This window comes from Enterococcus sp. S86.2 (assembly GCF_059834485.2).
The window spans coordinates 2,706,508-2,732,785 of the sequence record NZ_CM206813.1; the positions used below are offsets into that span (position 1 = coordinate 2,706,508).

The 26,278-nt window shown below is 39.3% G+C and carries 19 protein-coding genes; 3 read left to right on the forward strand and 16 right to left on the reverse strand.

Going from position 1 to position 26,278, the window contains the following annotated elements:
- Positions 1-103 precede the first annotated feature (103 nt).
- On the forward strand, positions 104-673 hold the full coding sequence (locus AC6R0T_RS12925) for an RNA polymerase sigma factor (RefSeq protein ID WP_303754219.1): 570 nt from the start codon (positions 104-106) through the stop codon (positions 671-673).
- Positions 670-2,034, forward strand: a complete 1,365-nt coding sequence (locus AC6R0T_RS12930; protein WP_303754220.1) for a hypothetical protein — start codon at positions 670-672, stop codon at positions 2,032-2,034. Before AC6R0T_RS12925 ends, AC6R0T_RS12930 begins: the two co-directional genes overlap by 4 nt.
- 768 nt (positions 2,035-2,802) lie before the next feature.
- Here AC6R0T_RS12930 and AC6R0T_RS12935 read toward each other — a convergent pair.
- From AC6R0T_RS12935 to AC6R0T_RS13000, 14 genes are all read right to left on the reverse strand, one after another.
- Entirely contained in the window at positions 2,803-3,555 is a 753-nt protein-coding gene (locus tag AC6R0T_RS12935; protein WP_303754221.1) for a TIGR03915 family putative DNA repair protein, read from the reverse strand.
- A gap of 41 nt (positions 3,556-3,596) precedes the next feature.
- On the reverse strand, positions 3,597-4,916 hold the full coding sequence (locus AC6R0T_RS12940; RefSeq protein WP_303754222.1) for a putative DNA modification/repair radical SAM protein: 1,320 nt from the start codon (positions 4,914-4,916) through the stop codon (positions 3,597-3,599).
- Between the two features lie 96 nt (positions 4,917-5,012).
- Complete coding sequence (locus AC6R0T_RS12945) at positions 5,013-5,540, reverse strand: GNAT family N-acetyltransferase (protein WP_206903204.1); 528 nt, start codon at positions 5,538-5,540, stop codon at positions 5,013-5,015.
- Between the two features lie 241 nt (positions 5,541-5,781).
- A complete protein-coding gene (locus AC6R0T_RS12950; protein ID WP_303754246.1) occupies positions 5,782-7,257 on the reverse strand; it encodes a helix-turn-helix domain-containing protein in 1,476 nt (491 codons plus the stop codon).
- Positions 7,241-7,828 carry a hypothetical protein gene (locus AC6R0T_RS12955; protein WP_303754223.1) on the reverse strand — a complete coding sequence of 196 codons (588 nt, stop codon included), beginning with the start codon at positions 7,826-7,828 and terminating at the stop codon, positions 7,241-7,243. The genes AC6R0T_RS12950 and AC6R0T_RS12955 overlap by 17 nt, the downstream gene beginning before the upstream one ends.
- Positions 7,829-7,849: 21 nt before the next feature.
- Entirely contained in the window at positions 7,850-8,617 is a 768-nt protein-coding gene (locus tag AC6R0T_RS12960) for a class A sortase (RefSeq protein ID WP_303754224.1), read from the reverse strand.
- Entirely contained in the window at positions 8,592-9,689 is a 1,098-nt protein-coding gene (locus tag AC6R0T_RS12965) for a WxLIP family cell surface protein (RefSeq protein ID WP_303754225.1), read from the reverse strand. The genes AC6R0T_RS12960 and AC6R0T_RS12965 overlap by 26 nt, the downstream gene beginning before the upstream one ends.
- Positions 9,690-9,867: 178 nt before the next feature.
- On the reverse strand, positions 9,868-10,605 hold the full coding sequence (locus AC6R0T_RS12970) for a WxL domain-containing protein (protein WP_282461937.1): 738 nt from the start codon (positions 10,603-10,605) through the stop codon (positions 9,868-9,870).
- A gap of 19 nt (positions 10,606-10,624) precedes the next feature.
- Positions 10,625-11,404: a WxL domain-containing protein gene (locus AC6R0T_RS12975; protein ID WP_206903199.1), complete on the reverse strand. Its 780-nt coding sequence runs from the start codon at positions 11,402-11,404 to the stop codon at positions 10,625-10,627.
- A gap of 46 nt (positions 11,405-11,450) precedes the next feature.
- Positions 11,451-12,125, reverse strand: coding sequence for a WxL domain-containing protein (locus AC6R0T_RS12980; RefSeq protein WP_303754226.1), 675 nt, complete (start codon positions 12,123-12,125; stop codon positions 11,451-11,453).
- 25 nt (positions 12,126-12,150) lie between these two features.
- Positions 12,151-12,501, reverse strand: coding sequence for an EF2685/EF0750 family sortase-dependent surface protein (locus tag AC6R0T_RS12985; RefSeq protein ID WP_303754227.1), 351 nt, complete (start codon positions 12,499-12,501; stop codon positions 12,151-12,153).
- A gap of 8 nt (positions 12,502-12,509) precedes the next feature.
- Positions 12,510-15,170 (reverse strand): pectate lyase-like adhesive domain-containing protein, encoded by a 2,661-nt coding sequence (locus AC6R0T_RS12990; RefSeq protein ID WP_303754228.1) that lies wholly within the window; start codon positions 15,168-15,170, stop codon positions 12,510-12,512.
- Positions 15,171-15,792: 622 nt separating this feature from the next.
- Complete coding sequence (locus AC6R0T_RS12995; protein WP_206903195.1) at positions 15,793-16,260, reverse strand: Dps family protein; 468 nt, start codon at positions 16,258-16,260, stop codon at positions 15,793-15,795.
- 189 nt (positions 16,261-16,449) lie between these two features.
- Positions 16,450-17,157, reverse strand: a complete 708-nt coding sequence (locus AC6R0T_RS13000; protein ID WP_303754229.1) for a DUF5105 domain-containing protein — start codon at positions 17,155-17,157, stop codon at positions 16,450-16,452.
- A gap of 139 nt (positions 17,158-17,296) precedes the next feature.
- Between AC6R0T_RS13000 and AC6R0T_RS13005 the strand changes: the two genes are divergently transcribed.
- Positions 17,297-18,013, forward strand: coding sequence for a prepilin peptidase (locus tag AC6R0T_RS13005; protein ID WP_303754230.1), 717 nt, complete (start codon positions 17,297-17,299; stop codon positions 18,011-18,013).
- 299 nt (positions 18,014-18,312) lie between these two features.
- On the opposite strand, the gene rpoC is transcribed toward AC6R0T_RS13005, so the two are convergent.
- Together rpoC and rpoB are read right to left on the reverse strand one after the other, a co-directional pair.
- Positions 18,313-21,984 (reverse strand): DNA-directed RNA polymerase subunit beta', encoded by a 3,672-nt coding sequence (gene rpoC, locus AC6R0T_RS13010; protein WP_206903192.1) that lies wholly within the window; start codon positions 21,982-21,984, stop codon positions 18,313-18,315.
- A 102-nt stretch (positions 21,985-22,086) separates the two neighbouring features.
- Positions 22,087-25,701 carry a DNA-directed RNA polymerase subunit beta gene (gene rpoB / locus AC6R0T_RS13015; protein WP_230711185.1) on the reverse strand — a complete coding sequence of 1,205 codons (3,615 nt, stop codon included), beginning with the start codon at positions 25,699-25,701 and terminating at the stop codon, positions 22,087-22,089.
- Positions 25,702-26,278 lie beyond the last annotated feature (577 nt).

A 26,278-nucleotide genomic window follows, 5' to 3' on the forward strand; every position in this document is an offset into this window, starting at 1 on the left:
GGAATTTAATCTTTTGGGTTTGTAGTATAAGTGAAGTCAGGAAATACCAAAAGCAAACAAAATAGTTTTAATTTGCAACGTATCTTAACAAGGTGGTGAAGTAATGGAAAAAATTGAAAACACCCTCTTTTATCGCAGGGTGAAAAAGCGCGATGAAGCGGCCTTTAACACATTAATTACCGCCTACAGTAAATTATTATGGGCAGTGGCTAGTCGCAGCGGCGCGGCAAACGGCATGGATTTAGAAGAAGTAGTCAGCGATGTCTTCTTACGCTTGTGGGAACAGCCGGAAAAATTTGATGAAAAAAAAGGGAGTCTAAAAACTTATTTATGCATCATGACTGAAAGTATGACAAAAAACAAATTACAACAAGCACGCCGGCGTCAACACGAAACACTAGCGAACATTGAAGAAAACACAGATGAGTTAGTTAGCAGTGAGTTAGAAGAAAAAGCGGCTTGGCAGGAAATTTACAGTCTTATTATGACTTTTGATGAGCCAACGCGGCAAATTTTACTTTGGCGAATTTTCTACGAACTAACGCCCCAAGAAATCGCCAAGAAGTCCGGATTGCCGGCAAAAGAAGTCGACAACCGGTTGTATCGGGGGCGAAAAAAATTACGCAGTTTGGTAGAACGCAATTCCTTTTTCAGAGAGGTGGAAAATACATGAAAAAACATCCTTTAGAATACTTAGACGATACCCAGTTAGATGAGTTGTTACATTATAACGAACAGCCCTTTGATAAAGAAAATAAAAATAACATCCACCAAAAATTTGCTACAAAAAAAGCTTTGGTTAAAAAAAGAAACCAGCGACGACGCCGCTGGTTAATCAGCGGTGCCACAGCTGCTTTAGCTTTAATATTAGTCGGCTTTACTTTCCGAGATGATTTATCGGTGGCTTACAAAAAACGCTTTGGCAATCAAACAGAACTCCTTTTATTAAATTCTGATAAGTTAAGTCAAAACGTTACCGATCAAGGATTGGAACTAAAAGCCGTCGCTTCTTTTAAAGACGGAAGTAATCAATATCTTGTCAGCCAACTAACCGATCTAACCGGCGAACGCTTGGACGAAAGCACCATGATTGATCGTTGGCAAATGTTTGGCGGCGGGAATACTCAAATGACCCATTATGATGCCAGCACCAAAACGGCGACTTTAGTAACCAGTGCAATCGGCGCTGATGATACGCCAAATTCAGGTTTTCAATTAACGGCCTTTACCAGTGGAAAAAAAGACTTTGCGACAACCTATCAGCCAAATTGGCAAAACTTACTACAAGCCAAAAAGAGCTGGATTGATTTAACGAAACAACAAGCGCAAGGAGGCGGTCTAAATGAAGAAGTTGCCAAAAATTATGGTGTGTCTTGGAATGAACTGGTGAAAACTGGCCTTAAACCTTCACAAGTAAACGAAAAATTAGATAACCAGTTTACAATTTCAAATATTGCCTACAAAGACGATTTACTCCATCTGCAATTAAAAATACCCAATACACCCAAAATGGCGGCAGTTTTCCCGCAGTTAGTAATAAATGATAAAAAAATTGATTCTTTCGCTGATTTTAGCGTCGATTATGGCACCCATAACAACAAAACTGGTCGCGCAGATTATCAAGAGTACATTTTCCCAGTTAAAAAAGCCGATTTAACTCAGGCAAAACTTGTTTTAACAGGTTGGCGGTGGGAAACTTACCAAGAGGGAGATTGGGCCATTCAACTGAAAAAAGCCAAAGAACTTCCGTTAACTAAAATCTCCTCTCAAACGCTCACAACGCAACAAGGAGAGTTAAAATTAGATAACATCCAGCTTTCACCTATCGCCCTTGATTTTAACTACACCGGCAATTTAAACGGTACGACGATTACATTAAACTATGAAGATGGCACAAAATTTGCAACCACCGTTGAATATGCCGATCAGCTCAATCACAAAAAAGCCGAAAATTTTCGTTACGAATTCGGTCTAAAAGATAACAAAGAAATCAAAAGCATCACCTTTAACCAACAAAAATTAAAAATGAAATAAGAAAAGCGGAACAAACTGCCCTCAGCTCTCAAAAAATAAGCGCGGGATTTCTTAAAATTGTTTTTCTAATTTTTAGAAATTTCGTCTTATTTCTTGGAGAGCTAGTTTGTGACGCTAGACAATAAGAAAAGCGGAACAAACCGCCCTCAGCTCTCAAAAAATAAGCGCGGGATTTCTTAAAATTGTTCCTCAAATTTTTAGAAATTTCGTCTTATTTCTTGGAGAGCTAGTTTGTGAAGCTAGACAATAAGAAAAGCTGAGCAAACTGCAATCAGCTCTCAAAAAATAAGCGCGGGATTTCTTAAAATTGTTCCTCAAATTTTTAGAAATTTCGTCTTATTTCTTGGAGAGCTAGTTTGTGACGCTAGACAATAAGAAAAGCGGAGCAAACTTGGTTAACTCGCTAGCAATAAGGCAGAAGCTTGATAAATTTTTTTCTAATTTCTCAAGTTTTTGCCTTATGGTCGCTCTAATTCTTGAAAACTTCATTTTTTCCCTTAAAATAGAAAAACAAAAAAAGCAGCGCGCCACTTCCTTGTCGCTTAAGTGAAAGACCCCAAATTTATTTGGATCTTCAACTTAAAAGATGGGTCGCCTGCTTTTTTGCTTTTTAGCTTTTTCAGGAGGTTTTTCTACTAGTTTTACTTGGTTTTTACAGCGTTTTTTGATTGTTTTTTTCCTCTTTGCTTTTCAACAAGTTTTCCACTAGGCCCTACTGGGGTCTGACTACTTTTTTCGTAATTTTTCCACTGAGCTCTCAAAAAAAGTTTATTGAAATTCTGTCATTTCAGAGCGGAAACGCAATGGTAAGTGATTGCGTTGGGCGCTAGGGTTAATGCGCTCTTTAATCGTCACAGCGGCTAAAAAGGCGCGCCACTGCTCCCCTACGATATCATTGCCTTGTAAAAACTTATCTTTTGGCAGCGTGATATTTTCTAATAAACGATAGCTGCCATTTTCCAGACAGGCTAATAATTGATGGGTTTCATCGTAAATCATGACCTTTTCATTGGCGTAACGCTTTGCAAAGTGTGGGCAAATATACGGCAGACAATAGTGCTTTGGCGTAATTTTAGCAAACAAAACGTCCTCCACATATTCAAATCGAACAAAACCTTTGTACTGGTGGGCCTCACCATACAAAGCACGGACTGCTGTATCTAGTGCTAAAATTTCCGGTTTACCAATAAAGTTCTGCAAATTATCTTTGGTATCAAGGCCAATATGTAACGCGTGAAGCAAGTAGGTCTCCTTGTTTTCCAAACTCGTATTAAAGCCGTCGTGAAGAAATACATAGTTATTTGGTGTTAGAACTTCTTGCAGGCGACGGGCAATCTTTTCGGCTTTTTTTTCATCAGTTTTAATCCACTCCGGCGGAAATAAATTATTTTCCGTTGTAGCCGGATTTAACACGACAGCCGGAAATTGATGGCGGCGAAATGACAGGTCAATGACGGTATAAAAACCCGCCAATGTCCCATCGTATTCCAAAATGTCGATCGTTTCTTTCATCCACACCATCACAAATCCCTTCTTTCTGATGCTTTAAATTGTATATTGTCTTATTGCAACGCAAATTGGTGCCGCTGGCCTTTTTGCCGCTCAAAACGTTCGACATCAAACAAGCTCATCTGCTCACCAAAACTTTGGGTATTAAGAGCCTGCAGCTGTTTAAATTGGCGTTTTGAAATCAAGGCTTCAATAATCCACTGGGGATCTTGCACTAAGCCGGGAAATTTTTCGTGGTTGCAGCTGACAAAGTATTGGGCACGTTTTACAACCACGCCTAACTTTTTTAAATCGCTCAAATGAAGACGATAATATTTGCGGGCGCGTAATATATTGCGGGCGCTCTTTGGCCCTACGCCAGGAATGCGCAAAAGCGTATTTAGATCTGCGGTTTGCACATCAACAGGAAAACGATCCAAATTTTGAATTGCCCAGTTGGCCTTGGGATCGAGATACAAATTGAAATTGGGTTGTTCTTTTTTCAAAATTTCATCGGGGGTAAAATTGTAAAACCTCATGAGCCAGTCGGCTTGATACAGACGATGCTCCCGCAACAAAGGCGGCTTTTGCGTTACAGCGGGCAGGAGTGAATCATCATTCATCGCAATATAAGCAGAATAATAAACGCGTTTTAGCTGATACTTTTGATACAAATTGCCGGAAATTTTTACTATTGCACGATCTGTTTCCGGGCTCGCCCCGATAATCATCTGGGTAGATTGTCCTGCTGGCACAAAAGGCGTCTTGTGACGGTAAAGTGCGGGCAGTAAATTTTGTTCTTCTTTTTTTAGGGCAATTTGTTTCATCGGCTTATATAATTCATAAGGATCTTTATCCGGTGCCAAAAGCTGCAGGCTATCTTTTGAAGGCAGCTCTACATTTACACTCATACGATCTGCCAGATATCCCAAGCGCTCGATCAAAAGGCTATCCGCCCCAGGAATCGCTTTGACGTGAATATAACCGCGAAAGCCTTTTTCAAAGCGTAAAATTTCCAGTGTTTTAATCATCAACTCACAGGTATAATCCGGTGATTTTACAATCGCCGAGCTTAGAAACAGGCCTTCAATATAATTTCGCAGATAAAAATCAAGCACTAAATTCGCCAATTCCGCTGGTTTAAACGTAGCTCGCGGGCGCTGATTGGAACGACGATTGACACAATAATGGCAGTCGAAAATACAAGCATTGCTAAACAACACTTTCAACAACGACACGCAGCGTCCATCCGCGGTAAAAGAATGACAAATTCCAGCAGCTTCAGTACTGCCGATTGTCCCACTGCGACTCGTATCACTCACACCACTGCTGGAGCAAGAGACATCATATTTGGCTGCATCCGCTAAAATACCGATTTTTTTCGTTAAATCCATTTTGGGCACCACCTTTTCTGACAAGACAAACCGAACGTATGTTTGTATTTTAACAAGAAAAAAGACGCCTGTCAAAAGACGTCTGCTGTAAATTTTTTAGAGTAGCAATTCGTACAAATCACACGTATCTGTGCCCCGGTCATCAAAAGAACGCAATTCTTTACGCTCCCGCCATAAGTAACCGCATTTTTCATAGAGACTTTTTGCCGGTAAATTATCCGCAAAGACATCGAGGCGAATGGCCTGACAGCCTTTTTTTAGCGCAACTTCTTTAGCACACGCTAACAAACTACGTCCAATATTTTGACCTTTAAAATCAGCATCTGCCAATAGCGTATGAATGACTAAAAACTCTTCATCCAAAAGGTGTTGATTTTCCCAAGCAATTTCGGAATATTCTACTTCATGCTCATGATTTAAAATAACACTACCAACAATTTGACCGTCAATTTCTGCGACATAAAGTTCCTTTTTAGACAAGGCGGCTGTCATATCACTTACCAGTGGGTAGATTTTTGGTACCCAACTTACGATTGGATAATTGATTTGTGCCATTCCTTTGTTAAAAAAAGCTATGACCGCCTCTTTTTCAGCCTCGTTTGCCAAACGCGTTTTTACTGCCATCTGCTCACCTTCTTAGCCAAATTTCTAAGTATTTTCTTAACTCAACTATACCATTGTCGAAGCTAAAATGCAGAAATGTTTTGCCCTAACTGCAGCTTTTAAGCTTAATTTCTACTATTTTAAGTCTCTTAACAGTGATAATCTTAGGAAATCAATCAATTTTTTAGTAAAAATTAGCGGCCTCTTTACTGCTGAAAAGCACAAATAATAGTAGCAAACTTCCCCAAAAAATTTGCTACTATTATTTGTAAGTACCACCAGTCCCTGTGACAGTTAAATTCTCCCCATTGTATTTGGCCTCTCTTTTTTGAATTACCTTTTGAGCCAGGTTGGCCCAATCCAAAGGTCGTGGCGGTGCTAACCAGACAACACAATCTTTTTGGTAATCCTGCCCTAACTCCCGTGAGTCTGTCAGTAGAATATCCGCATCCTTGATTGTCGGAACAACATTTGCGCCGATCTGTTTAAAAAAATCGAGGTTTTTTACGATAAATTGGTTGTACAAATTGCCGTATGAAAAATCGACATACACATTGATCGTTTCCAAAATCAATTTTTTAGGAAACGAATCCAAAATTAAAAAGAGATACTGCAGTAAAAGCTGTTTTTTCTTGCGATACAAATCAGGTGCTGTTTGCTTAAGATTGCTGATATAACGCCTGCAAAATGCTAATACGCGCGGGAAATTTTGCTGAAAATAAATAATATTTATTTCCGGCTGAATACTTTCAAATGCCGTGCTTGTCTCTAACAATTGAAAATGTAAATAACGGCTACGGGTCAAAAATCCAGCCAAACTTTCCGTTTCCTTGATCAATTTTGGGAAAGTTTGAATTAATTGGGCAAGTAAGTTTTGACTCCATTGATTGATCTGTGGACTTTCTGCAAGTGCAAATGTTAGTCCGATCTCTTTGGAACGCGCTCCGTAATAACAGTAAAACGCCGCCGCTTCAGCCTCCCGGTATTGCGAAGGAACCCGGTAAAAAAAGGCTGTTTGCATTTCTTTTTCCAAATTTTCCGGCAACAGAAAACTTAAGTCTTGCCATTCTACATACTTTTTTTGCTGAATACGTAAATTGGTTACGTGTAAGTAATGCATCAACTTCATTTTTTGATGCATCGTCATTTTGATTAAATCCAATACTTCTAATTTCGTTTGAATCATATTTTGGTCGGCCACAGGATAAATATCTTGATCATTTTTAAAAATCCGGGCAAATAACTCGGTTAAAAATAAGCGCACGTTCTTTTCACTTTTACCGGTTAAACGAAACTTTTTATCAATCGTGATGTCGAAATTTTTTAAATACGTATTCAAATTTTTATAATTGCTATGGGCAATTGGGTAACTGATCAACTTTTTTTCGGAAAGATCATTCAAGGATTTGAACTGCCCTAAAGCAGCCCCTGCTAAAATTTGAAAACTCGTTGATTCTGCCACGTATTTTTCTAACAACGTTTCAGAACTTGCACTTCCGGTAATTTCCAGTTGCAAAAAAGGTTCCTCGACAAAAAGATTTATTTCTGGTGCCAGCTGATAATGTTCCAAATCTAAAATCAGCTGATCAATCAGGCTTTTTAATACATAGTTGGAAATTCCTAATTCTTCCATTAATTCTTTTTTTGTTAAAGCAAAATACGGGCTGCGTTCTACTTTTTTCAAGAGCTGATATTTACGCCACTCTTCTTTTGCTAAAAAATTAGCCAGCAAAGTCATCACTCACTCTCGCTTCTAATTTTCCATTTCCTTGACCGTACAATACCAACCCCGATAATACATAGGCACTTTGCGCAATTTCTGTCCATTCGTCGGCATCATCTCCTCCAGTTGCATTTCCTTCTGGCAATAATGCTGCGATTTCCATGGGGGCAAAAAATTCGTCGTTAAGCATTAAAACTTGATTTTTTCTCCGCCCTTGTAAAGGTGATAAGTAGTAAGGCTCACTTGGAAAGACAGCTGTTTTTTTACTTTTTGTCTGTTGTTTCTCTAATAAATAAGCGTCTTTTGGCACTACGTCTTGCATCACTTTTTTTGCCTCTATTATTTTTTTAGCGGATTTTGGCGAGACAACGATAGGTGAGCTGGCTGCCTCTTTCTCCAATGCTAATTTTCCATCTGTCTTTTGGGTGTTATTGGTTTCAATTTTTTGTTCTTCATTTGCGATTGGTGTAATCGCATTATGCGGATCTAATGGATCATAAATAACCGTATTGGCTAAGGCGTGTTCTGAAAACAAGAAAATTGAAGCCCCTACTGCTAAAAAGACCGAACGCGTCATTTTTCTCATTACATCACCCCTTTTCTAAAATTATGAACTGATTTTTTTAATGATGATAATTCCCAGTACCAAGCAAAGTAAAAACGATACGATAACGCCGATGCCATACCAGCGATTTTGTTGCTGATTTTTTCGCGTAATCGTTTTTGCCTGTTTTACCATTTGTGCCTTTATTTGTGACTGGGTATTATTTTGAACCAGCTTGCCGTACACCACATAGCGCCATTGCGTTTGCGTTGGTTTATCGCAGGTGATTAGTGTAATCTCTGTTTGATTGTGATCATCCAGAACTTGCAGTTCACTTTGATGCACGAGTTTTGTTTCCTTTACTTTGTAATGATAAAAATTATTTTCGTAGCGTAAATAAATGCTATCGCCTAATTTCACCTGGAGTAATTTGCCAAACAGCAAGTTCTCACGCCCAAGATGATGACCAATCAAGACAAAATTATGATCTTGTGGCGAGTGCTCTGGAAAAAGCGAACCTGCTCCTACTAATAGTTCTTGGTTGGTCACACCGTTAAAAACAGGCACGCTGATTCCTACTGCCGGTAATGTTATCCCGCCGCTTTCTTTGAAGACGGCCGTTTTCTTAAATGCTAAAACATCAGCTAAATCCGGTGGCTGCACAGCTTCTAAAGCCACACTTTCTTCACTTGTATGCAAAGGACTTGTTTTAAGTGTGACATTATCGGTTTGATAAATTAACAATGCCTGCTTTAAAAAAGGTAAAAAAAGCAGGGTCACTGCTAGGACATACAATAAAATCAGACTAATTTGAACTTTTTGCTTCATCATCTTCTTTATTTTTCTTTCTGCGCCAAATAATAAAGAACAAAATTAACAAGAGCAGCAATAAAATACCGATTAAAATATATACCCAGGTATAGTCTTTTTTGATGGTGACATCTGAGTCGTTTAATTTTTTGGCTACTTCAGCTTTAATTTCAAAGTCTTTTGACAATGACCAATGGTAGTGATAATTGGTTTCTTTATGACCATCTCCAATAAATTTAAACTGTCCTTTTTCATCTTGCTGCCCATAGGCTTCGATTTTCATGGTATACTTACCGGCTTTTAAAGCTTCACCATTTAATGCTACAGCTAAATCAAAATTGGAATTTGGTGCCATTTGCATGCCTTTTTTTTCTGACGTATAAAGTGCTGTATCACTGCCTTTTTTGCTAATCGTTGTTTTTGTCGCTAATTGATTTAAATAGGTAGGATTAGGATTTTGTAAATTCCCTTGAATGACATTTCGTGCATTGCGCTGATCTGCGGCGACCTTCGTTAGTTTCAAGTCCGGCGCGCCATTATCTGTAGTTTGGCGCATCAATAACGCCACAACATAGGAATACTCATTTTTAATTGCCAAGCCTTTATCTTCTTGCTTGGCAGTGGAATTATCTGTCTTTGCGGCTTTTTCTTTAAACGTGATGCCCCCGGCAATTACACCAGAAAATTTCTCATTGGGCATCTGTATTTTAATTTTATATTCCGCTGCAGAATGAGGCGCCAAGCTAATCTCACTTGGTGCTTTTACAAAGTCTTTAATATTATATTGCAGCGTCTCATCTGCTTTGATCTCATTTTGGCTGTATTCAACAACCCCATTGCCATTAGTAGTGGCACTATTGATTTGAGCTTCTACGACTACTTTTTGATCCGTGTCATTGCGTAATGCAACGGACAATTCATCTGCTTGGTTTGGTGCCAACAATAAATCAAAATACGTCTTTGTCTTATCAATTTGATTAGCAGAAGTCTTTGGTGTCACAGCAAAGTTAAACTCCGAGGCAAAACTCGGCTGTGGTAATAACAAACAGCAAAAAACGGCTGCTAGCAACATGATTATTTTTTTTACCTTCATTTCTATAATCCTTTCAATGAAAAAATAGTTAGTAATTAAAACAGATTACCCGAACAATTGAGACATTTCTCTATGCTAAAAATCACGCCATAAACAGCGTTTTTAGCACGTTTATCTACTATTGTCCGGGTATTTTGTCTTATTTTAATTTTTTATTCTATTTCCCATGTCTTAAAACTTAATTTCCTGGTGCGTCAGTTAACACCCAAGTAAAGGTGGTTGTATATTTTTTAGCGTATTTCGTTGTTGCCCCCGGTACGCTTAATTCAATACTTTCTGCTGCTGTGGTAGCATCTGTACCCCAATCTAGTAAGTAGGTCCCGGCACCTTGCCCTGCTGTTGCAGACATTACATCTTGCAAAGCACCACTTGGATCAGCAATAATAGTCGCTTGACCGGTAGGCGCTGCTGAATCAGAAGCCGTTACGACATGGCCGTTTTTAAAAACAATTTCAGCCCCAGTTAATTCTTCATTATCAGCTGTTTTAAATTGATTATTTTGTTTCATTTGTAACGTCCAGCCAGCTTCTGTCCCCCGGTTGTCTGTTACTTGCACAAAGTTAGGTCCTGTTTTTTCTACGGCATCTTTGTCCACATATTTTTGTGCTTTTGCTTTGTAGACTTCGTTTTTAGACGTAATTTTTTGCGAGCCAAAATCTAAACTTGAAGCATAATCAATCGATAATGGGCCAGCAGTTCCTGGATTTGGGCCAGCTGGATCTGTTGGATCAACGGGTTCCACTGGGTCTACTGGATTGATTGGATCAACGGGATTGGTAGGATCTGTGTTTGGTGTAAACGTAATAATCCCATTTGAATCATAATTGGCGCCATCGGCTGCTAAAGCTGTCGTACCACTTAGAGCCACGCCTGCTAAAATACTTGTTGTTAGAAATAAATAACCAATTTTTTTCATTGTAATTGCTCCTTTTTTATTAATTTCCTGGTACGTCAGACAAACTCCATGTTAATGTCGTGCTGTATTTTACCGCATCTTTTGGTGTGCTACCTGGCACAGATAACGTAATAGCTTTGGTTACTTGCGCATCTACTTGTGTCCCATCTTTGTCTGTTTCTTTAACAGTCTCAACACTACCCCAACGATCAACATAAGTTCCGGCACCTTCACCTGCTTTAGCCGACATAACCAAACTTTCGCTGGCATCTGGATTTAATTCAATCACACTGGCTGCGGTTGGATGAACCGCAGTTGAGTTACTCGCAACTGTCGGGCTCACTAATTTCACTACTGAACCAGTCAATGTATCATTTAACGCACTTGCAGCTTTGAATTGACCATTTTGTTTTACTTTTAAAGTCCAGCCGGCATTATTCCCGCGATTATCTGAGATTTGCACATAATTCGGCGTTGCGGCTGTCCCATCTTTATATTGTTGTGCCCGTGCATAATACACTTGATCACTATTGGTAATTTTATTTATCCCAAAGTCTAAAGAAGAAGCGTAGTCAATGGATAATGGGCCATCGGTACCAGGTTTTGGACCGTCTGGATCTGTTGGATCGACTGGCTCAACCGGATTGGTAGGATCTGGATTGGTGGGATCAACTGGTTTGGTGGGATCTGGATTGGGAATAAATTCCACCACCCCGTTTGAATCATAAGCTACTGAAGCTGCGTGAGAAACCAACCCACCAGCCATAGAAAGTGATAAAGCTGCTAGAGCTGCCACTGTCATAAAGCGGATATTTTTCATGTCTATTACTCCTAACGTTTTCTAAATATTTTTTATTTATTACTTGCTATGGAACATCTTTTAATGTCCATGTTAGTGCTGTTTGATATTTTTTAGCGTACTTCACTGTTTTCCCTGGAACATGCAACGAGATAGCTTGTGCCCCTGTCTTTTCATCTGAACCAAAGCGATACAACCATGTTCCAAGCCCTTTATTTTGATTTGCAACGACTACATCTATTTCACTGTTAAGCGGCAACGTATAGGAAGAAACTGGGATTGGTGCGAAATCATCCGCAAGGTTTGACACCATCTCTCCTTGACTAAAAGAAATTTCGGCACCGGTAAGTAGTTGTCCTTCTGCCGTTTGAAATTGTGTCGCCTGTTTCACCGCTAAATGCCAACCACTACCTGTCCCCCGTATATCAGTTACTTGTACGTAATTGGGGCCTACCTTTTTTACGCCATCAAAATCACTATATTCTTGTGCTTTAGCATAATAAGTTTCGTTTCTTGTTGAAATTGCTTGATTGCCAAATTGAAAACCAGAAGCAAAATCTAATGAAAGGCTGCCACCTGTCCCAGCGACCGGACCGCTTGGATCAGTGGGATCAATTGGTGTTACTGGCTTTGCAGGATCTGGTAAAAGTGGGTCTAGTGGTTTAATTAGTGTATCTTCACTACTTTGATATCTGATATGAGTCCCAGTATCAGATCCATAAGCTTTTATTCCACCAATCAAACTAAAGGATAGTAGGCAAAGAAAACTAAGTATTTCGAATTTTTTCAGTGTACCCGCCTCCTTTTAGTTTGAAAAAAATCATCGCCAATAATGCAATACCCATTATTGTCGTGAATTGATAGGAGACATCCCCTGTCACTGGAATAATCACTTCTTGTCCTTTATAAGTCGGTAACGAACTTACATCGTTAGTTGTCTGTGGGCCTGGCGTTAAAATTACTTCAGGTTTTTTGTCATCTTTATTCTTTTTATATTCATATTTACCGTAAAAAGAAGTGACACTGTTACTATCATAGTTTTTTTCTGCCGCAAAGACGGGGATTGTGGTGAAAACAAACAATACCGTCAATACAGTGCTGATTATTATTTTTTTCATCTAATCACCTAATTTCCTGGGACATCCTCTAGTTGCCATGCTAATTTGCCTGTGTAATCTCCGATGCGTTGTTTTTCAACAGGAACAGTTAATTTAAATCCTTGATTTCCTGTCCAATTCGCAGAAATTTCTTTGCTACCATCGGTTGTAAATTCACCAGATTCCACAATTTGCGTAGCTGTTGTAATTTGTTTTTCCCCCAGCGAAGAAGTGTAAGATAAGTCATCTTCCAATGAAACTGTACCGTTTTTTAAAGCTTCAGATTGATGTAACGTTAAGCGCCATGGCTTTTTAGCACCGCCACGAGTATCAGAAATCACAAGCTTACCGTTTATTGTTGGTTGATAGCTTTGCGTTTGATTAGAAATGTTATTGCTCCCAAATTCAAGTTTATCTGGCACTGTATCTAATGATAAATTTCCCACAACGATAACCTTAGTTGCTGCCTTAAATGTGGCGTCCCGATAATTTAAATCTTCTTTAGGATTAATGTTACCAATATCATTATTTGTACTTGGCCGTTGATCCTCACTTAATTGTGTAATTAAACCACTTTGATCTTGCAAAAAGATTTGGATAACATCGCCTCGCGTAATTTGTAAGCTGGAAATATCAAGTTCCCATTTTCCTTGGGAATTTACTACTTGTGATGTATTTGCCTGTGGTTGACCGTTAACAGTTAGTGTTATAATACTATTAGGTTCCCCAGTGCCCGTTAATTTTGTCGTAATACTTTGGATGGCGTCCGAATTATCGACTTTAGCGGGTTCTGGTGGTGTAGCATCAATTACTGTAGTTGCGCTAGCTGTCGGTGTTATCCACGGGCCTCTTTTCGCAATACCTGTTATTTTTTCTCCAGCTTTTTGAAATTGAGCTGGATTACTTGTCTCTTTATAACGGATATACCCATTAGCATCCGTGGCTAAATCACTCCGAATATTCCCATAAGTATCTGTCAATGTAACCTGCGCTTGATTTTCTGAAGCATACACGGGAATATATTTGATCTCCCCATCAACTAACCCGTTATTATCTGGCACTTCCCCAATTATGACGCGTCCTTCAATCGTTTTATCCGCATCCGTTACCGGCGTCCATTCAATTTTAGGATTCTGATTCATCCCTGAAATCCGCCGATAATTGGCTTGTTTGAATTGCTGCAGACCACTCACTGATGTACTTACTACTTCTTTTGTACCACTACCTGCAACAGACAAACTTGGAACTTTTGCATACGTTTCACTAGAAGGCCCTAAAACCGGCACCCCCACATTCCACAAATCAATATCCGAATCAAAAATATAAAAATTATTATCAGCACGGTTCCCATTCGCGACGTTCACCGCACTCTTTGTATTGTTTAAGTTTCGCAAATCATATTGAGCGGGACTATTTAAAGTAAAGGTATTCCCGGTACGCGTAATATTTCCGGTACCTAAGCCGTTAGCTGAAACATTAATTAACGGTTGGCTACTCGTGCCAATTACATAAAAATAACTCCCCGGCTCAGCATTTAAATAGGTATTATTATTACTAAATGCTACAACTGATCCTGAGTCTTGTTTACTAGTTAAGTTAACAATTGCACCTTTTTTAATCGTCATTCCAGCCCCATCATCATCAAACCGAACGGCATTTCCCGGCATGTCTACGTTATAAACACTATTTTCACCAACCGTTAATGCTAGATAATGACTATAAACCGCAGGATAAGTTCTCCCTGAAGTTTGTGTTTGTCCTGCGTCCACGCGACAATTATTGCCGATTGTAAATTCTCGTGATGCTCCTGTTGACGTAGCACTAGCAGCAACGTTATACCAAAAAACAGAGAAGTTATAATAATTAACGTTGCCTTTATATTGGGTACCGTCTTCCATAATCATGCTACCTAAATAAAAATTTTCTGCGCGGGTATCAATATTCATCTTGCCATATACTCTTACTTCTGAATGAGAGGCACGTGCCAAGCGTTGCACGCCAGGCTCTGTCGTAACATTTCCAAAACGGTATTTCCATTTTGCACCATACGTATAATTCAAACGTGTCCCGACGATATCTTCTGAGTTAGCCCCAACATATTTTTGATTCAAAACAATATCGTGCATATGGAAATTACCAATCGCATTTTGTGGGCTCCCCAATCGAATCGATGCATCTTTAAAATGGATGCGATTCCCTCGACCATCAATCTCCAAATCATTTTTTCGTTGATAACTAGATAAGTTGGAATCAGAGGCACTTGGATTTTCAAAACTGCCTGTTAAACTAATTTTTGTAATTGTTTCATCGCGAACCGCACTGACAAAAGCCGTCCAAGTGTTTACTTCCGCCTCATTTGCTGCCAGACGGGGGCGCATTTTTTCTTTGACTTGAACATCTTTACTTTCCTCAGTTGTTTGCTCCTGACTTTTTGTCGTCGTAGCTGTGCTGGTAGGATTGGTTTCTAGCGTAGTTGCCACATTACTTTCACCACTACTGAAAGGTGGTGTCGTAGTGGAAGTCTCGCTCTTGTCTGTTTCAAGAAAAGTAGAGTCTACAGTTTGTGCACTACTACTAACAGTCGTATCTTCTTTACCATTTTCATCTCCTAGCGCTGCCGCCAATACTGGGTTGGGCACAGTTGAAAGTAAAATAGTAAATAATAATAAAAATTTTATTTTACAGCGCATCTTTTTTCATTCACCTCCTTCACGGTCTAAATAATATCACAGCAATTCTTCTGTTTTTATATTTTTTTTTATTTAAAATGACAATTATCTTATAATAATTATTGAAATGACAAAATTTATTCAAAACCAAAATTAGTTTTGTTTAACTAATTTCCGTTAAAGAAAAACCGTTATATTACAAAGAAAAACAAACAAAAAATGAAACATTAGCAATTAAATTATCATTATTTTATTGATAAAAATTATAAAATAACTATTTTTTAAAAAAGGACATTGTTTAAAACACAACGAAATTCATCTATACCAAAATATTCTTAATTTTTCTTAAAAAAAATGAAATAATTGTAATTTAGGCTGGAAATAAAGGCTATTTTTACTGATTAAATGAGATTTTTTTCTGTTTTTTCACACAATCATCATTTACTTTCTTGAATAGTCTTTTAGGTAATGGAAGTTTGATAACATTTCATACAAAAAATCTGATTTTGACAAAAAAATAAAAAGACAAAAATAGATTTTAATAGCACATCGCAACTGTTTTTTTATTTTGACTTTCCATAATTTTAAACAAAAAAAGATCCAGCGACATACATCGCTGAATCTTTTAGATAGTATTTAAATATTAAGCATCAATTTCAGGCGCTTTGCCTAAGTGTGCTTGAATCATCCAAATGCGTTTTTCTGTTGCTGTTTTGAATTCGATGAAGATGTCTTGCGTTGGATCGTCGCCTTCTTCACCAGATACTTCAATCCCTTTTTGGTATAAGTCAGCCAAATAGCGGTAACCTTCAACCAAAGTAGCTAAGCGTTCTTCCATTGAACGGTCCCAACGACCTACTTCATCAGGAATTTTAGTATTTTCAGCCATTTCCTTCAATGTAGAAAAAGGGGCGCCATCTAATGTGATTAAGCGTTCAGAAATTTCATCTAATTGGTCGTTCACATCATCCATGAAATCGTCCATCATTGGGTGTAATGTCAAGAAACCAGGTCCTCGCATATACCAGTGAGTTTGGTGAATAACCATTGACATTTGACTTAAGTCTGCCACTAATTGGTTTAATACTTCTTTTGTTTTTGCAAATTTCATTTTTCATCCTCCTTCAAATTGTTTACATTAAAATGATAGTATGAAATCGGAAAAAAGTACAACAAAACACTCTTTGGCGTTATTTCAAATTTTGTCATACTTTTAAAAAATAAGTAAATTTGCGGAATCTTTACTGAAAATCCCCCGTTTTAAAAATGACCTCTTGTTTTTTAACAAGAGGTCATTGGGTCATTTCAATTCTGCTTGTACTTCTTTTGCGACTTCTTCCATCGCTTTATTCCAATCACTTGTCAGTGTTTCTTGATCTTTAACACCCGCTACAAAGGCAAAGTATAAATTATTAATTTGGTCTCTTTGTCCTCTGACAATAGTCCACTTTCCTTTTTCAGGTTTCATTTCGATCATAATTGGAACAGCTGTTTCTTTGGCTTTAGCTGTTTTAATATTTTCTCTTAACAGCTGTAACGTTTCTTCAATAATCTTATTTTGATCGTTGGCTAGTTTATTATCTGCAATCATTTTTTGCGTAATCCCTTTTGAAGTTTCCTTCATGATGGCAGCAAAATCTAGACCCTTCACTTCATATGTCACATTGGAGATTTTACCTGCTTCTTTTACCTTTACGTCATAGGAGGTAACTTCTTTGATTTGATGATTTAATAATTCCGTTAATTCATTGGCTTCATCTTTGGAAACGGCATCACCGACACTGATTAACCCCGCTGTAAAATTATCTTTGAAATTGGCCTCATTTTCTTTAAAGCCTTTATTCAATTCTTCTCCATTTGCAAAGTTCTCTGTAAATTTTTTCGTATCTTCGTCATAGACGACGCGATCAACGAACAGCTCACCCGCCTCTTTGGCAGCAATAGCCTTATTACACCCCGCTAAAACAAATAATGCCACTAGTATGAGTGGTATCCAGATTTTTTTCATACGAACACTCCCAATCTTTTGATAAATAGCTGCTAATTTTAAAACATTAAAACAAAATTTTTGCTTTGGTGAAATCATATATTTTTTCATAAATAAGTTACATATTTTTTGCGTAATTTATTTTGAAAGGAGAATGGTTATGACTTTTATTATTGGCTGTTGCTTTGGCTCTTTTGGTTATCTTCTCGCGACGCGTCTGCCTAAAAATAGCTCACTTTTTCCTCCCTCTCATTGCGAGGCGTGTAACACGCGTCTTAGCTGGTTGGAATTGATTCCACTGTTAAGCTTTCTCTTACAAAAAGGACGCTGTCGTCACTGCCAAACAAAAATCCCCTTTGATTACCTTATTGCAGAAACTACTTGCGGACTGCTCTTTACTTTATGCTTAAATTATTCGCCGGTAAACCCGATCATCACTTGTTTTTGGCTATATTCTGCTTGGCTTTTGAGTATTTCCGACTACTATTTCAAAATTTTAGAAACCAGTATCTTCTTGGTAACAAGTCTTGTGCTATGGCTTGGGCAGTCTTATTTAAAGATGCCTTTTCATTGGCAGACATTCCTTTATTGCCTCCTATTTGCAGCGCTTTTTAGTTATTACTACCGTGAGAAATTGGGGGTTGGTGACCTTTTATTATTGCTGGCGTGGAGCCCTTGGTTATCTTTCTGGCAATTTTCTATGCTGCTTTTTCTTAGCAGTAGTTTCGGACTTTTGTACTTTATCGTAGCAAAACTACTGCAAAAAAATAGCGACAGATTGCCCTTTATCCCTTTTTTAAGCTGTGGGCTTTTCCTCGTCCTACACTTTAACAAAACGATACATGCTCTCTTTATTTTAGCATGGGAGTTCCCTTGACGGCATCTTTTAAACTTGTGACTTTGAAAATTCCATAATTTAACTTCATTTTCAAAAAATTGATTATAAAAATCCTAAACCTAGCTGCTAAATTTCTGATTTGGCTAAGGTTTATTTATCCTGCCTATTTTCTTGCGGTACAAGCAGGCTTAGAAAAAAAGATAATTTATTCCTACGACAATCCCTACTTTTCTTATAATCAAAAAAAATGAGCCAGGACAAAAATTTTGTCCTGACTCATTTCCAAAAATAAACGGCATTTTCGTAAGCGTTCTGCCGCGACTTTTAATACTAACGCATTAGTCTTGGTTGTTTAAGGCATCTTCTGCCGCCATTTGGGCTTCGATGTCTGAAATGCTATACACATTTTCAGAAGCAACCGTAACTTCTTTTGGTTCCATATTGCGGTAACGTGCCATACCAGTACCAGCAGGAATGATTTTCCCGATGATAACATTTTCTTTCAAGCCTAGTAATGGGTCACGTTTACCACGGATTGCAGCGTCTGTTAACACTCGTGTTGTTTCTTGGAATGACGCAGCAGATAAGAAACTATTTGTTTCCAATGATGCTTTTGTAATCCCTAGTAACACTGGACGAGATGTCGCAGGTACGCCACCAGCAACCAATGTGTTGTAGTTTTGGTCTTTAAAGTCGGCAATGTCTAATAATGTACCTGGTAAAATTTCAGTATCACCTGGGTCCATTACGCGAACTTTACGCAACATTTGACGAACCATAACTTCGATATGTTTGTCACCGATTTCTACCCCTTGCATACGGTAAACACGTTGTACTTCCCGTAATAGGTAGTTTTCAACGGATAAAACATCGCGAACTTGTAACAATTGTTTTGGATCGATAGAACCTTCAGTTAGAGGCGCACCACGATGGATGTAATCTCCTTCAGTCACTTTCATACGTGCTGTATACGGAACAGTGTAGGTCCGTGTATCGGTCGTACCTTTGATTGTCACTTCTTTACTACGTGTTGCAGCATCTTCAGCGATTTCAATGACTTCACCTGTAACTTCAGTGATGACAGCTTGCCCTTTTGGATTACGGGCTTCAAAAATTTCTTGGACACGAGGTAAACCTTGGGTAATATCGTCCCCGGCAACCCCACCGGTATGGAATGTACGCATGGTCAACTGAGTACCTGGTTCACCGATTGATTGGGCAGCGATTGTACCAACTGCTTCACCAACTTCAACTTCAGCACCTGTTGCCAAGTTACGACCATAACAATGTTTACATACACCATGTTTTGTATTACATGTGAAGACAGAGCGAATTGAAACAGTTTCAATCCCAGCATCCACGATTTGACGTGCAATATCTTCGGTGATTAAGTCATCAGAACCAAGAATTAATTCGCCCGTTTCAGGATTTACGACAGATTTATGTGTATAACGTCCTACTAAGCGTTCTTCCAAGGATTCGATGATTTCGTTGCCTTCGCGAATTGCGCTGATATCTAAACCACGATCGGTACCACAGTCTTCTTCACGAATGATAACATCTTGAGCCACGTCAACCAAACGACGTGTAAGATAACCGGAATCGGCAGTCTTCAAGGCGGTATCGGTCATCCCTTTACGAGCACCGTGAGTAGAGATAAACATTTCCAAGACAGAAAGTCCTTCACGGAAGTTTGAGATGATTGGCAATTCCATGATACGACCATTTGGAGCGGCCATCAAACCACGCATACCAGCAAGCTGCGTAAAGTTGGAGATGTTACCACGGGCTCCAGAGTCACTCATCATGAAGATTGGGTTTTTCGCATCTAAAGATTCCATCAATTTTTGTTGGATTTCATCTTTGGCTGCATTCCAAACACCAATAACGCGTTCATACCGTTCATCATCTGTAATCAAACCACGACGGAATTGTTTAGTGATTGTTTCTACTTGTTTGTGGGCATTTTCAATGATGTCATGTTTTTCAGATAAAACCATGATATCAGCGATCCCTACAGTGATACCGGCATGAGTAGAGTGTTTGTAACCTAAGTCTTTCATACGGTCCAACATTTTAGAAGTTTCTGTAACTTTGAAACGTTTGAAGACTTCTGCAATGATATTTCCTAAGTTTTTCTTCTTGAATGGTCCAACGAGCTCTTGTTCTTTGATGAAACTTGGAATATCTGTACCTGCTTCAACAAAGTACTTGTCAGGTGTTTGGATTGTCAAGTTGAAATCAGTTGGTTCGTTTAGGTAAGGGAATTCTGGTGGCATAATGGAGTTAAAAATAACTTTACCAACCGTCGTTACCATCAAACGATTTTTTTGTTCTTCAGTGAATGGCTTGTCCCCTAGAGTTCTTGGGTTAACTGCAATCCGAGAGTGTAAATGCACATAGCCATTGCGCCATGCAGTTACAGCTTCATCCATATCGCGGAAGATCATGCCTTCACCTTCACGGCCATCTTCTTCCATCGTCAAGTAGTAGTTCCCTAAGACCATATCTTGAGAAGGGGTTACAACTGGTTTACCATCTTTTGGATTTAAGATGTTTTGTGCCGCTAACATTAACATCCGCGCTTCTGCTTGCGCTTCGTCATTTAACGGTACGTGAACAGCCATTTGGTCCCCATCGAAATCGGCATTGTAGGCTTCACACACTAATGGGTGCAAGCGGATTGCGCGACCTTCAACTAAGACTGGTTCAAAGGCTTGGATACCTAATCTGTGCAAAGTAGGTGCCCGGTTCAATAGAACTGGATGTTCTTTGATGACGTCTTCTAAAACGTCCCAAACTTCATCTTCCATGCGTTCGATTTTACGTTTTGCATTTTTGATGTTTGAAGCGATTTCTCTTTGGACTAATTCTTTCATAACAAATGGTTTAAACAATTCGATTGCCATTTCTTTTGGCAAACCACATTGATACATTTTTAAGAAAGGTCCAACAACGATAACGGAACGACCAGAATAGTCAACACGTTTTCCTAGCAAGTTTTGACGGAAACGACCTTGTTTCCCTTTCAACATGTGAGAAAGTGATTTCAATGGGCGGTTACCTGGTCCTGTCACAGGACGGCCACGACGACCATTATCAATCAATGCATCAACGGCTTCTTGTAACATCCGTTTTTCATTTTGCACGATAATAGATGGTGCATTTAAGTCCAATAAGCGTTTTAACCGGTTGTTACGGTTAATCACACGACGGTACAAGTCATTTAAGTCACTCGTTGCAAAACGGCCACCTTCTAATTGCACCATTGGACGTAAGTCTGGCGGGATTACAGGAATAACATCCATAACCATCCAGCTTGGTTTGTTGCCAGATTTTCGGAATGCTTCCAAAATATCCAAACGGCGGATTGCCCGTGTCCGTTTTTGACCAGAAGCTGTTTTTAATTCTTCTTTTAATTCAGCTGCTTCGCCGTCTAAGTCAACGCTGTCTAACAATTGTTTAATTGCTTCAGCACCCATCGCAGCAGTGAATGTTTGACCGTATTGTTCCCGTTTTTCACGGTATTCTCTTTCAGTCAATAATTGTTTTTTCTCTAGTGAAGTATCGCCTGGATCGATTACGACATAAGAAGCGAAGTAAATAACTTCTTCCAATGCCCGTGGGCTCATGTCTAAAACTAAGCCCATCCGTGATGGGATACCTTTGAAATACCAAATATGTGAAACCGGAGCAGCTAATTCAATGTGACCCATACGTTCACGACGTACTTTTGAGCGTGTTACTTCCACGCCACAACGGTCACAGACGATGCCTTTGTAACGGATGCGTTTGTATTTACCACAAGCACATTCCCAGTCTTTAGTAGGACCGAAGATGCGTTCGTCAAACAAACCTTCCCGTTCCGGTTTTAGCGTGCGGTAGTTGATGGTCTCAGGTTTTTTAACTTCCCCGTATGACCAGCTTCTGATTTTCTCAGGAGATGCCAGACCTATTTGCATGCTTTCGAATTTATTTACATCGATCAAAAGGGGTTCCCTCCATTTCATTTCTAGCGGGTTGCAACTGAATATAAACGTAAGCTTTTAAGGGAGTTTTGACACTTGACAGTCTATGACTGAAAAGTGCCAAATGCTCCGTTAAATTAAAGCTTATTCAACGTCTTCGGCAGTTTCGATTTCTTGATTTAAATCTTCTTCTGCAGTTTTTTCTTCAGCGGCAGCTGCCTGTTCAACTTCTTTAGCAGATTGTTGTTCGGCGAATTTCGTCAAAGCATCTACTGTAATTAAATCATCATCATCGTCATCCATGTCACGAAGTTCAATTTCTTCATCTTCGATATCAAGGACGCGCATATCTAAACCTAATGATTGTAATTCTTTCACTAATACGCGGAAGGATTCTGGTACACCAGGTTTTGGAATTGGTTCACCTTTAACAATTGCTTCGTATGTTTTCACACGGCCTACAACGTCATCTGATTTATAAGTCAAGATTTCTTGCAAGGTGTAAGCTGCACCGTAAGCTTCCAGTGCCCAAACTTCCATTTCCCCGAAACGTTGTCCACCAAACTGCGCTTTACCACCCAATGGTTGTTGGGTAACAAGTGAGTAAGGTCCAATTGAACGGGCATGCAATTTATCGTCAACCATGTGGGCTAGTTTAATCATGTACATAACCCCAACGGAGATACGACCATCAAATGGTTCACCAGTACGGCCATCGTAAAGAACAGTTTTGGCATCACTTGCCATACCTGCTTCTTTAACAGTTGCCCAAACGTCTTCATCATTTGCACCATCAAAGACTGGTGTTGCAACATGAATACCTAATTGACGGGCAGCCATCCCTAAGTGTAATTCCAATACTTGTCCGATGTTCATCCGTGATGGCACCCCTAAAGGATTCAACATCACGTCAATTGGTGTACCATCTGGAAGATATGGCATATCTTCTTCTGGCATAATCCGGGATACAACCCCTTTATTACCGTGACGACCGGCCATTTTATCCCCTTCATGGATCTTACGTTTTTGCACGATGTAAACGCGCACTAACATATTAACCCCTGGTGATAATTCGTCGCCAGCTTCACGGGTAAAGATTTTCACGTCGTGGACGATACCGCCACCGCCGTGAGGAACACGAAGAGAAGTGTCGCGAACTTCGCGGGCTTTTTCACCGAAGATAGCATGTAATAGACGTTCTTCAGCTGATAATTCCGTTACACCTTTTGGCGTTACTTTACCAACTAATAAGTCGCCGTCTTTTACTTCGGCACCAATGCGGATAATCCCCATTTCGTCCAAGTTCTTCAATGCATCTTCCCCAACGTTTGGAATTTCGCGGGTAATTTCTTCAGGTCCTAATTTTGTATCACGAGCTTCTGATTCGTATTCTTCAATATGAATCGAAGTATAAACATCATCTTTAACCAAACGACGGCTCATGATGATGGCATCTTCGTAGTTGTAACCTTCCCAAGTCATGAAACCAATTAAAACGTTTTGTCCTAAGGCCATTTCCCCGTTCTCCATGGAAGGTCCGTCAGCTAGGATATCGCCTTTTTCAACTTCTTCCCCTAGTTTTACTAATGGGCGTTGGTTGTAGCTAGTACCTGAGTTTGAACGACGGAATTTTGTAACAGAGTAGACATCTAATGCCCCGTCTTCACGACGAACACGAATTTCAGATGCATCACAAAATTCAACGACACCTGGGTTTTTACATAATAAAGCAGCACCTGAGTCATGAGCTGATTTATATTCCATCCCAGTCCCAACCCATGGTGATTTAGGGTTAATCAACGGCACAGCTTGACGCTGCATGTTGGCACCCATCAAGGCACGGTTGGAGTCATCGTTTTCTAAGAAAGGAATACATGCAGTCGCAACTGCAACTACTTGTTTTGGCGATACGTCCATGTAATCAATTTTATCAATCGTTACTTCTAAGTTTTCAGAAGTTGCACGGGCCATCACTAATTCTTCTTTGAAACTACCATCTTCATTTAATGGGCTGTTTGCTTGGGCAACCACGTAATGGTCTTCAATATCGGCTGTTAAATAGTCGATTTGATCCGTTACACGGCCAGTTGCACGGTCCACACGACGATATGGTGTTTCAATAAAGCCATATTTATTTACTTTTGCGTATGATGCCAAACTATTGATCAACCCGATGTTTGGACCTTCAGGCGTTTCAATTGGACACATACGACCATAGTGAGAATAGTGAACGTCTCGAACTTCATAGCCGGCACGATCCCGTGTCAAACCACCAGGCCCTAAGGCTGATAGACGACGTTTGTGGGTTAACTCACCTAATGGGTTTGTTTGGTCCATGAACTGTGACAACTGAGAAGAACCAAAGAATTCTTTGATACTTGCCACAACTGGACGAATATTGATTAATTGTTGTGGTGTTAGCGTTTCAGTGTCTTGAATAGACATCCGTTCTCTTACCACACGTTCCATCCGGGCTAAACCGATACGGAATTGGTTTTGTAATAATTCACCAACGGAGCGAATCCGACGGTTACCTAAGTGGTCGATATCGTCAACATTGCCGATACTTTCCATTAAGTTGAAGAAGTAGCTCATAGCAGCAATGATATCTGCAGGGCGAACTGTTTTCACAGAAGCGTCAGGATAGCCGTTACCGATTACGTTAACTTCTCGTTCTGGATCTTTTGGTGAAAATACTTTAATCACTTGAACTGTCATTGGTTCTGTCACGACACCATCTTCTGAAGGATAATACGTAACAGCATTCAAACCGTTATCTAAGAAAGGTGCTAATTTGTCCATTTCTTGGTGAGACAAAACAGTGCCTTTTTCAACGATGATTTCACCTGTTTCAGGGTCAACCAAAGTTTCAGCTAACGTTAAGTTCAATAGACGTGTTTTAAGGTCTAATTTTTTGTTTACTTTGTAACGACCGACATTGGCAAGGTCGTAACGTTTTGGATCAAAGAAGCGGGCATTCAAAAGGTTACGAGAACTGTCCGCAGTTTTTGGTTCTCCTGGACGTAGTCGTTCGTAAATATCTTTTAAGCCTTCTTCAGTACGAGAATCACTTGCGTTTTTATGCAAGTCTTTTTCGATTGTGTTGCGTAATGATAAGCTTTCGCCAAAAATTTCAAGAATTGTATCGTCGGAGCCAAAACCTAACGCCCGAACCAATACTGTTAATGGAATTTTACGTGTGCGGTCAATCCGTACATAGGAAATATCTTTGGCGTCTGTTTCCATTTCCAACCATGCACCACGGTTAGGAATAACAGTTGAACCAAAGCCTTCTTTACCATTTTTATCTACTTTACCGTGGAAATAAACACCTGGTGAACGTACCAACTGTGATACGATAACCCGTTCAGCACCGTTGATGATGAATGTACCTTGTTCGGTCATCAATGGGAAATCACCGAAGAAAACTTCTTGTGATTTAATTTCGCCAGTTTCCCGGTTTGTCAAACGCAAAGTAACATGTAGTGGCGCCGAATAGTTTGCATCATGCGCGCGAGCTTCTTCAACTGTGTATTTTGGTTCCTTCAAGTCGTAATCAACAAATTCCAGTGACAAATTACCGTTAAAATCATCAATTGGTAAGATGTCTTCAAACATCTCACGTAAACCTTCATCTAAAAACCATTGGTAAGAGTCGGTTTGAATTTCGATCAAATTCGGTAATTCCAATACTTCACTGATTCTAGCGTAACTTCTACGTTCGCGATGTTTCCCGTATTTTACTACGTGTCCAGCCAAGCTCTTCACCCCTCAAAAATTTCTTTCAAAAAGGCTATCCAACTTTCGTTACAAAAAGATTACAAATATTAAACTTTCGTAACAAAAAGCATTTTTTGCGGCTTTTGGGCATAAAAAAAACCAAAAGATAGAACGTTCAAATTGACCTTTCTACTTTTGTTTTCCTATGGCAAAGCCGAAACGGACAATAGATCGTTCCTGCTTCCTTCTTTTCATCAGATAGTTTTTGCTCTGTCGATTATACAGACCAAATACCATTTTGTCAATGGTTTCTCCCAGTGCCGACGGCTTTCCTTAATAGTTTGTTAAAGATTCATTCTTTCATTTGATTCTTTTCAAAATGGTGAAACAAATTCTTTTCCTTTGAAAAAACTTAGCCGCTCTTGTTCAATTATTAACAATTTTTTCGTGACTTTCTACAAAAAAATATAGTTCAATAGGAAAGCCAAATGAACTCGATTAACTTGCAAGCTTTAAGGTGGAAGTGCAATAAATTGTTTTTCAAATTTTTTGAAGTTTTAACTTAAAGCCGTAGAAAGTTAGTTCATGAAGCTAACACAATAGGAAAGCCAAATGA

Coding starts and splice junctions, on each gene's coding strand:
- AC6R0T_RS12925 (WP_303754219.1), top strand. CDS start 104: ATGGAAAAAATTGAAAACACCCTCTTTTATCGCAGGGTGAAAAAGCGC.
- AC6R0T_RS12930 (WP_303754220.1), top strand. CDS start 670: ATGAAAAAACATCCTTTAGAATACTTAGACGATACCCAGTTAGATGAG.
- AC6R0T_RS12935 (WP_303754221.1), bottom strand. CDS start 3,555: ATGGTGTGGATGAAAGAAACGATCGACATTTTGGAATACGATGGGACA.
- AC6R0T_RS12940 (WP_303754222.1), bottom strand. CDS start 4,916: ATGGATTTAACGAAAAAAATCGGTATTTTAGCGGATGCAGCCAAATAT.
- AC6R0T_RS12945 (WP_206903204.1), bottom strand. CDS start 5,540: ATGGCAGTAAAAACGCGTTTGGCAAACGAGGCTGAAAAAGAGGCGGTC.
- AC6R0T_RS12950 (WP_303754246.1), bottom strand. CDS start 7,257: ATGACTTTGCTGGCTAATTTTTTAGCAAAAGAAGAGTGGCGTAAATAT.
- AC6R0T_RS12955 (WP_303754223.1), bottom strand. CDS start 7,828: ATGAGAAAAATGACGCGTTCGGTCTTTTTAGCAGTAGGGGCTTCAATT.
- AC6R0T_RS12960 (WP_303754224.1), bottom strand. CDS start 8,617: ATGATGAAGCAAAAAGTTCAAATTAGTCTGATTTTATTGTATGTCCTA.
- AC6R0T_RS12965 (WP_303754225.1), bottom strand. CDS start 9,689: ATGAAGGTAAAAAAAATAATCATGTTGCTAGCAGCCGTTTTTTGCTGT.
- AC6R0T_RS12970 (WP_282461937.1), bottom strand. CDS start 10,605: ATGAAAAAAATTGGTTATTTATTTCTAACAACAAGTATTTTAGCAGGC.
- AC6R0T_RS12975 (WP_206903199.1), bottom strand. CDS start 11,404: ATGAAAAATATCCGCTTTATGACAGTGGCAGCTCTAGCAGCTTTATCA.
- AC6R0T_RS12985 (WP_303754227.1), bottom strand. CDS start 12,501: ATGAAAAAAATAATAATCAGCACTGTATTGACGGTATTGTTTGTTTTC.
- AC6R0T_RS12990 (WP_303754228.1), bottom strand. CDS start 15,170: ATGCGCTGTAAAATAAAATTTTTATTATTATTTACTATTTTACTTTCA.
- AC6R0T_RS12995 (WP_206903195.1), bottom strand. CDS start 16,260: ATGAAATTTGCAAAAACAAAAGAAGTATTAAACCAATTAGTGGCAGAC.
- AC6R0T_RS13000 (WP_303754229.1), bottom strand. CDS start 17,157: ATGAAAAAAATCTGGATACCACTCATACTAGTGGCATTATTTGTTTTA.
- AC6R0T_RS13005 (WP_303754230.1), top strand. CDS start 17,297: ATGACTTTTATTATTGGCTGTTGCTTTGGCTCTTTTGGTTATCTTCTC.
- rpoC (WP_206903192.1), bottom strand. CDS start 21,984: ATGAAATGGAGGGAACCCCTTTTGATCGATGTAAATAAATTCGAAAGC.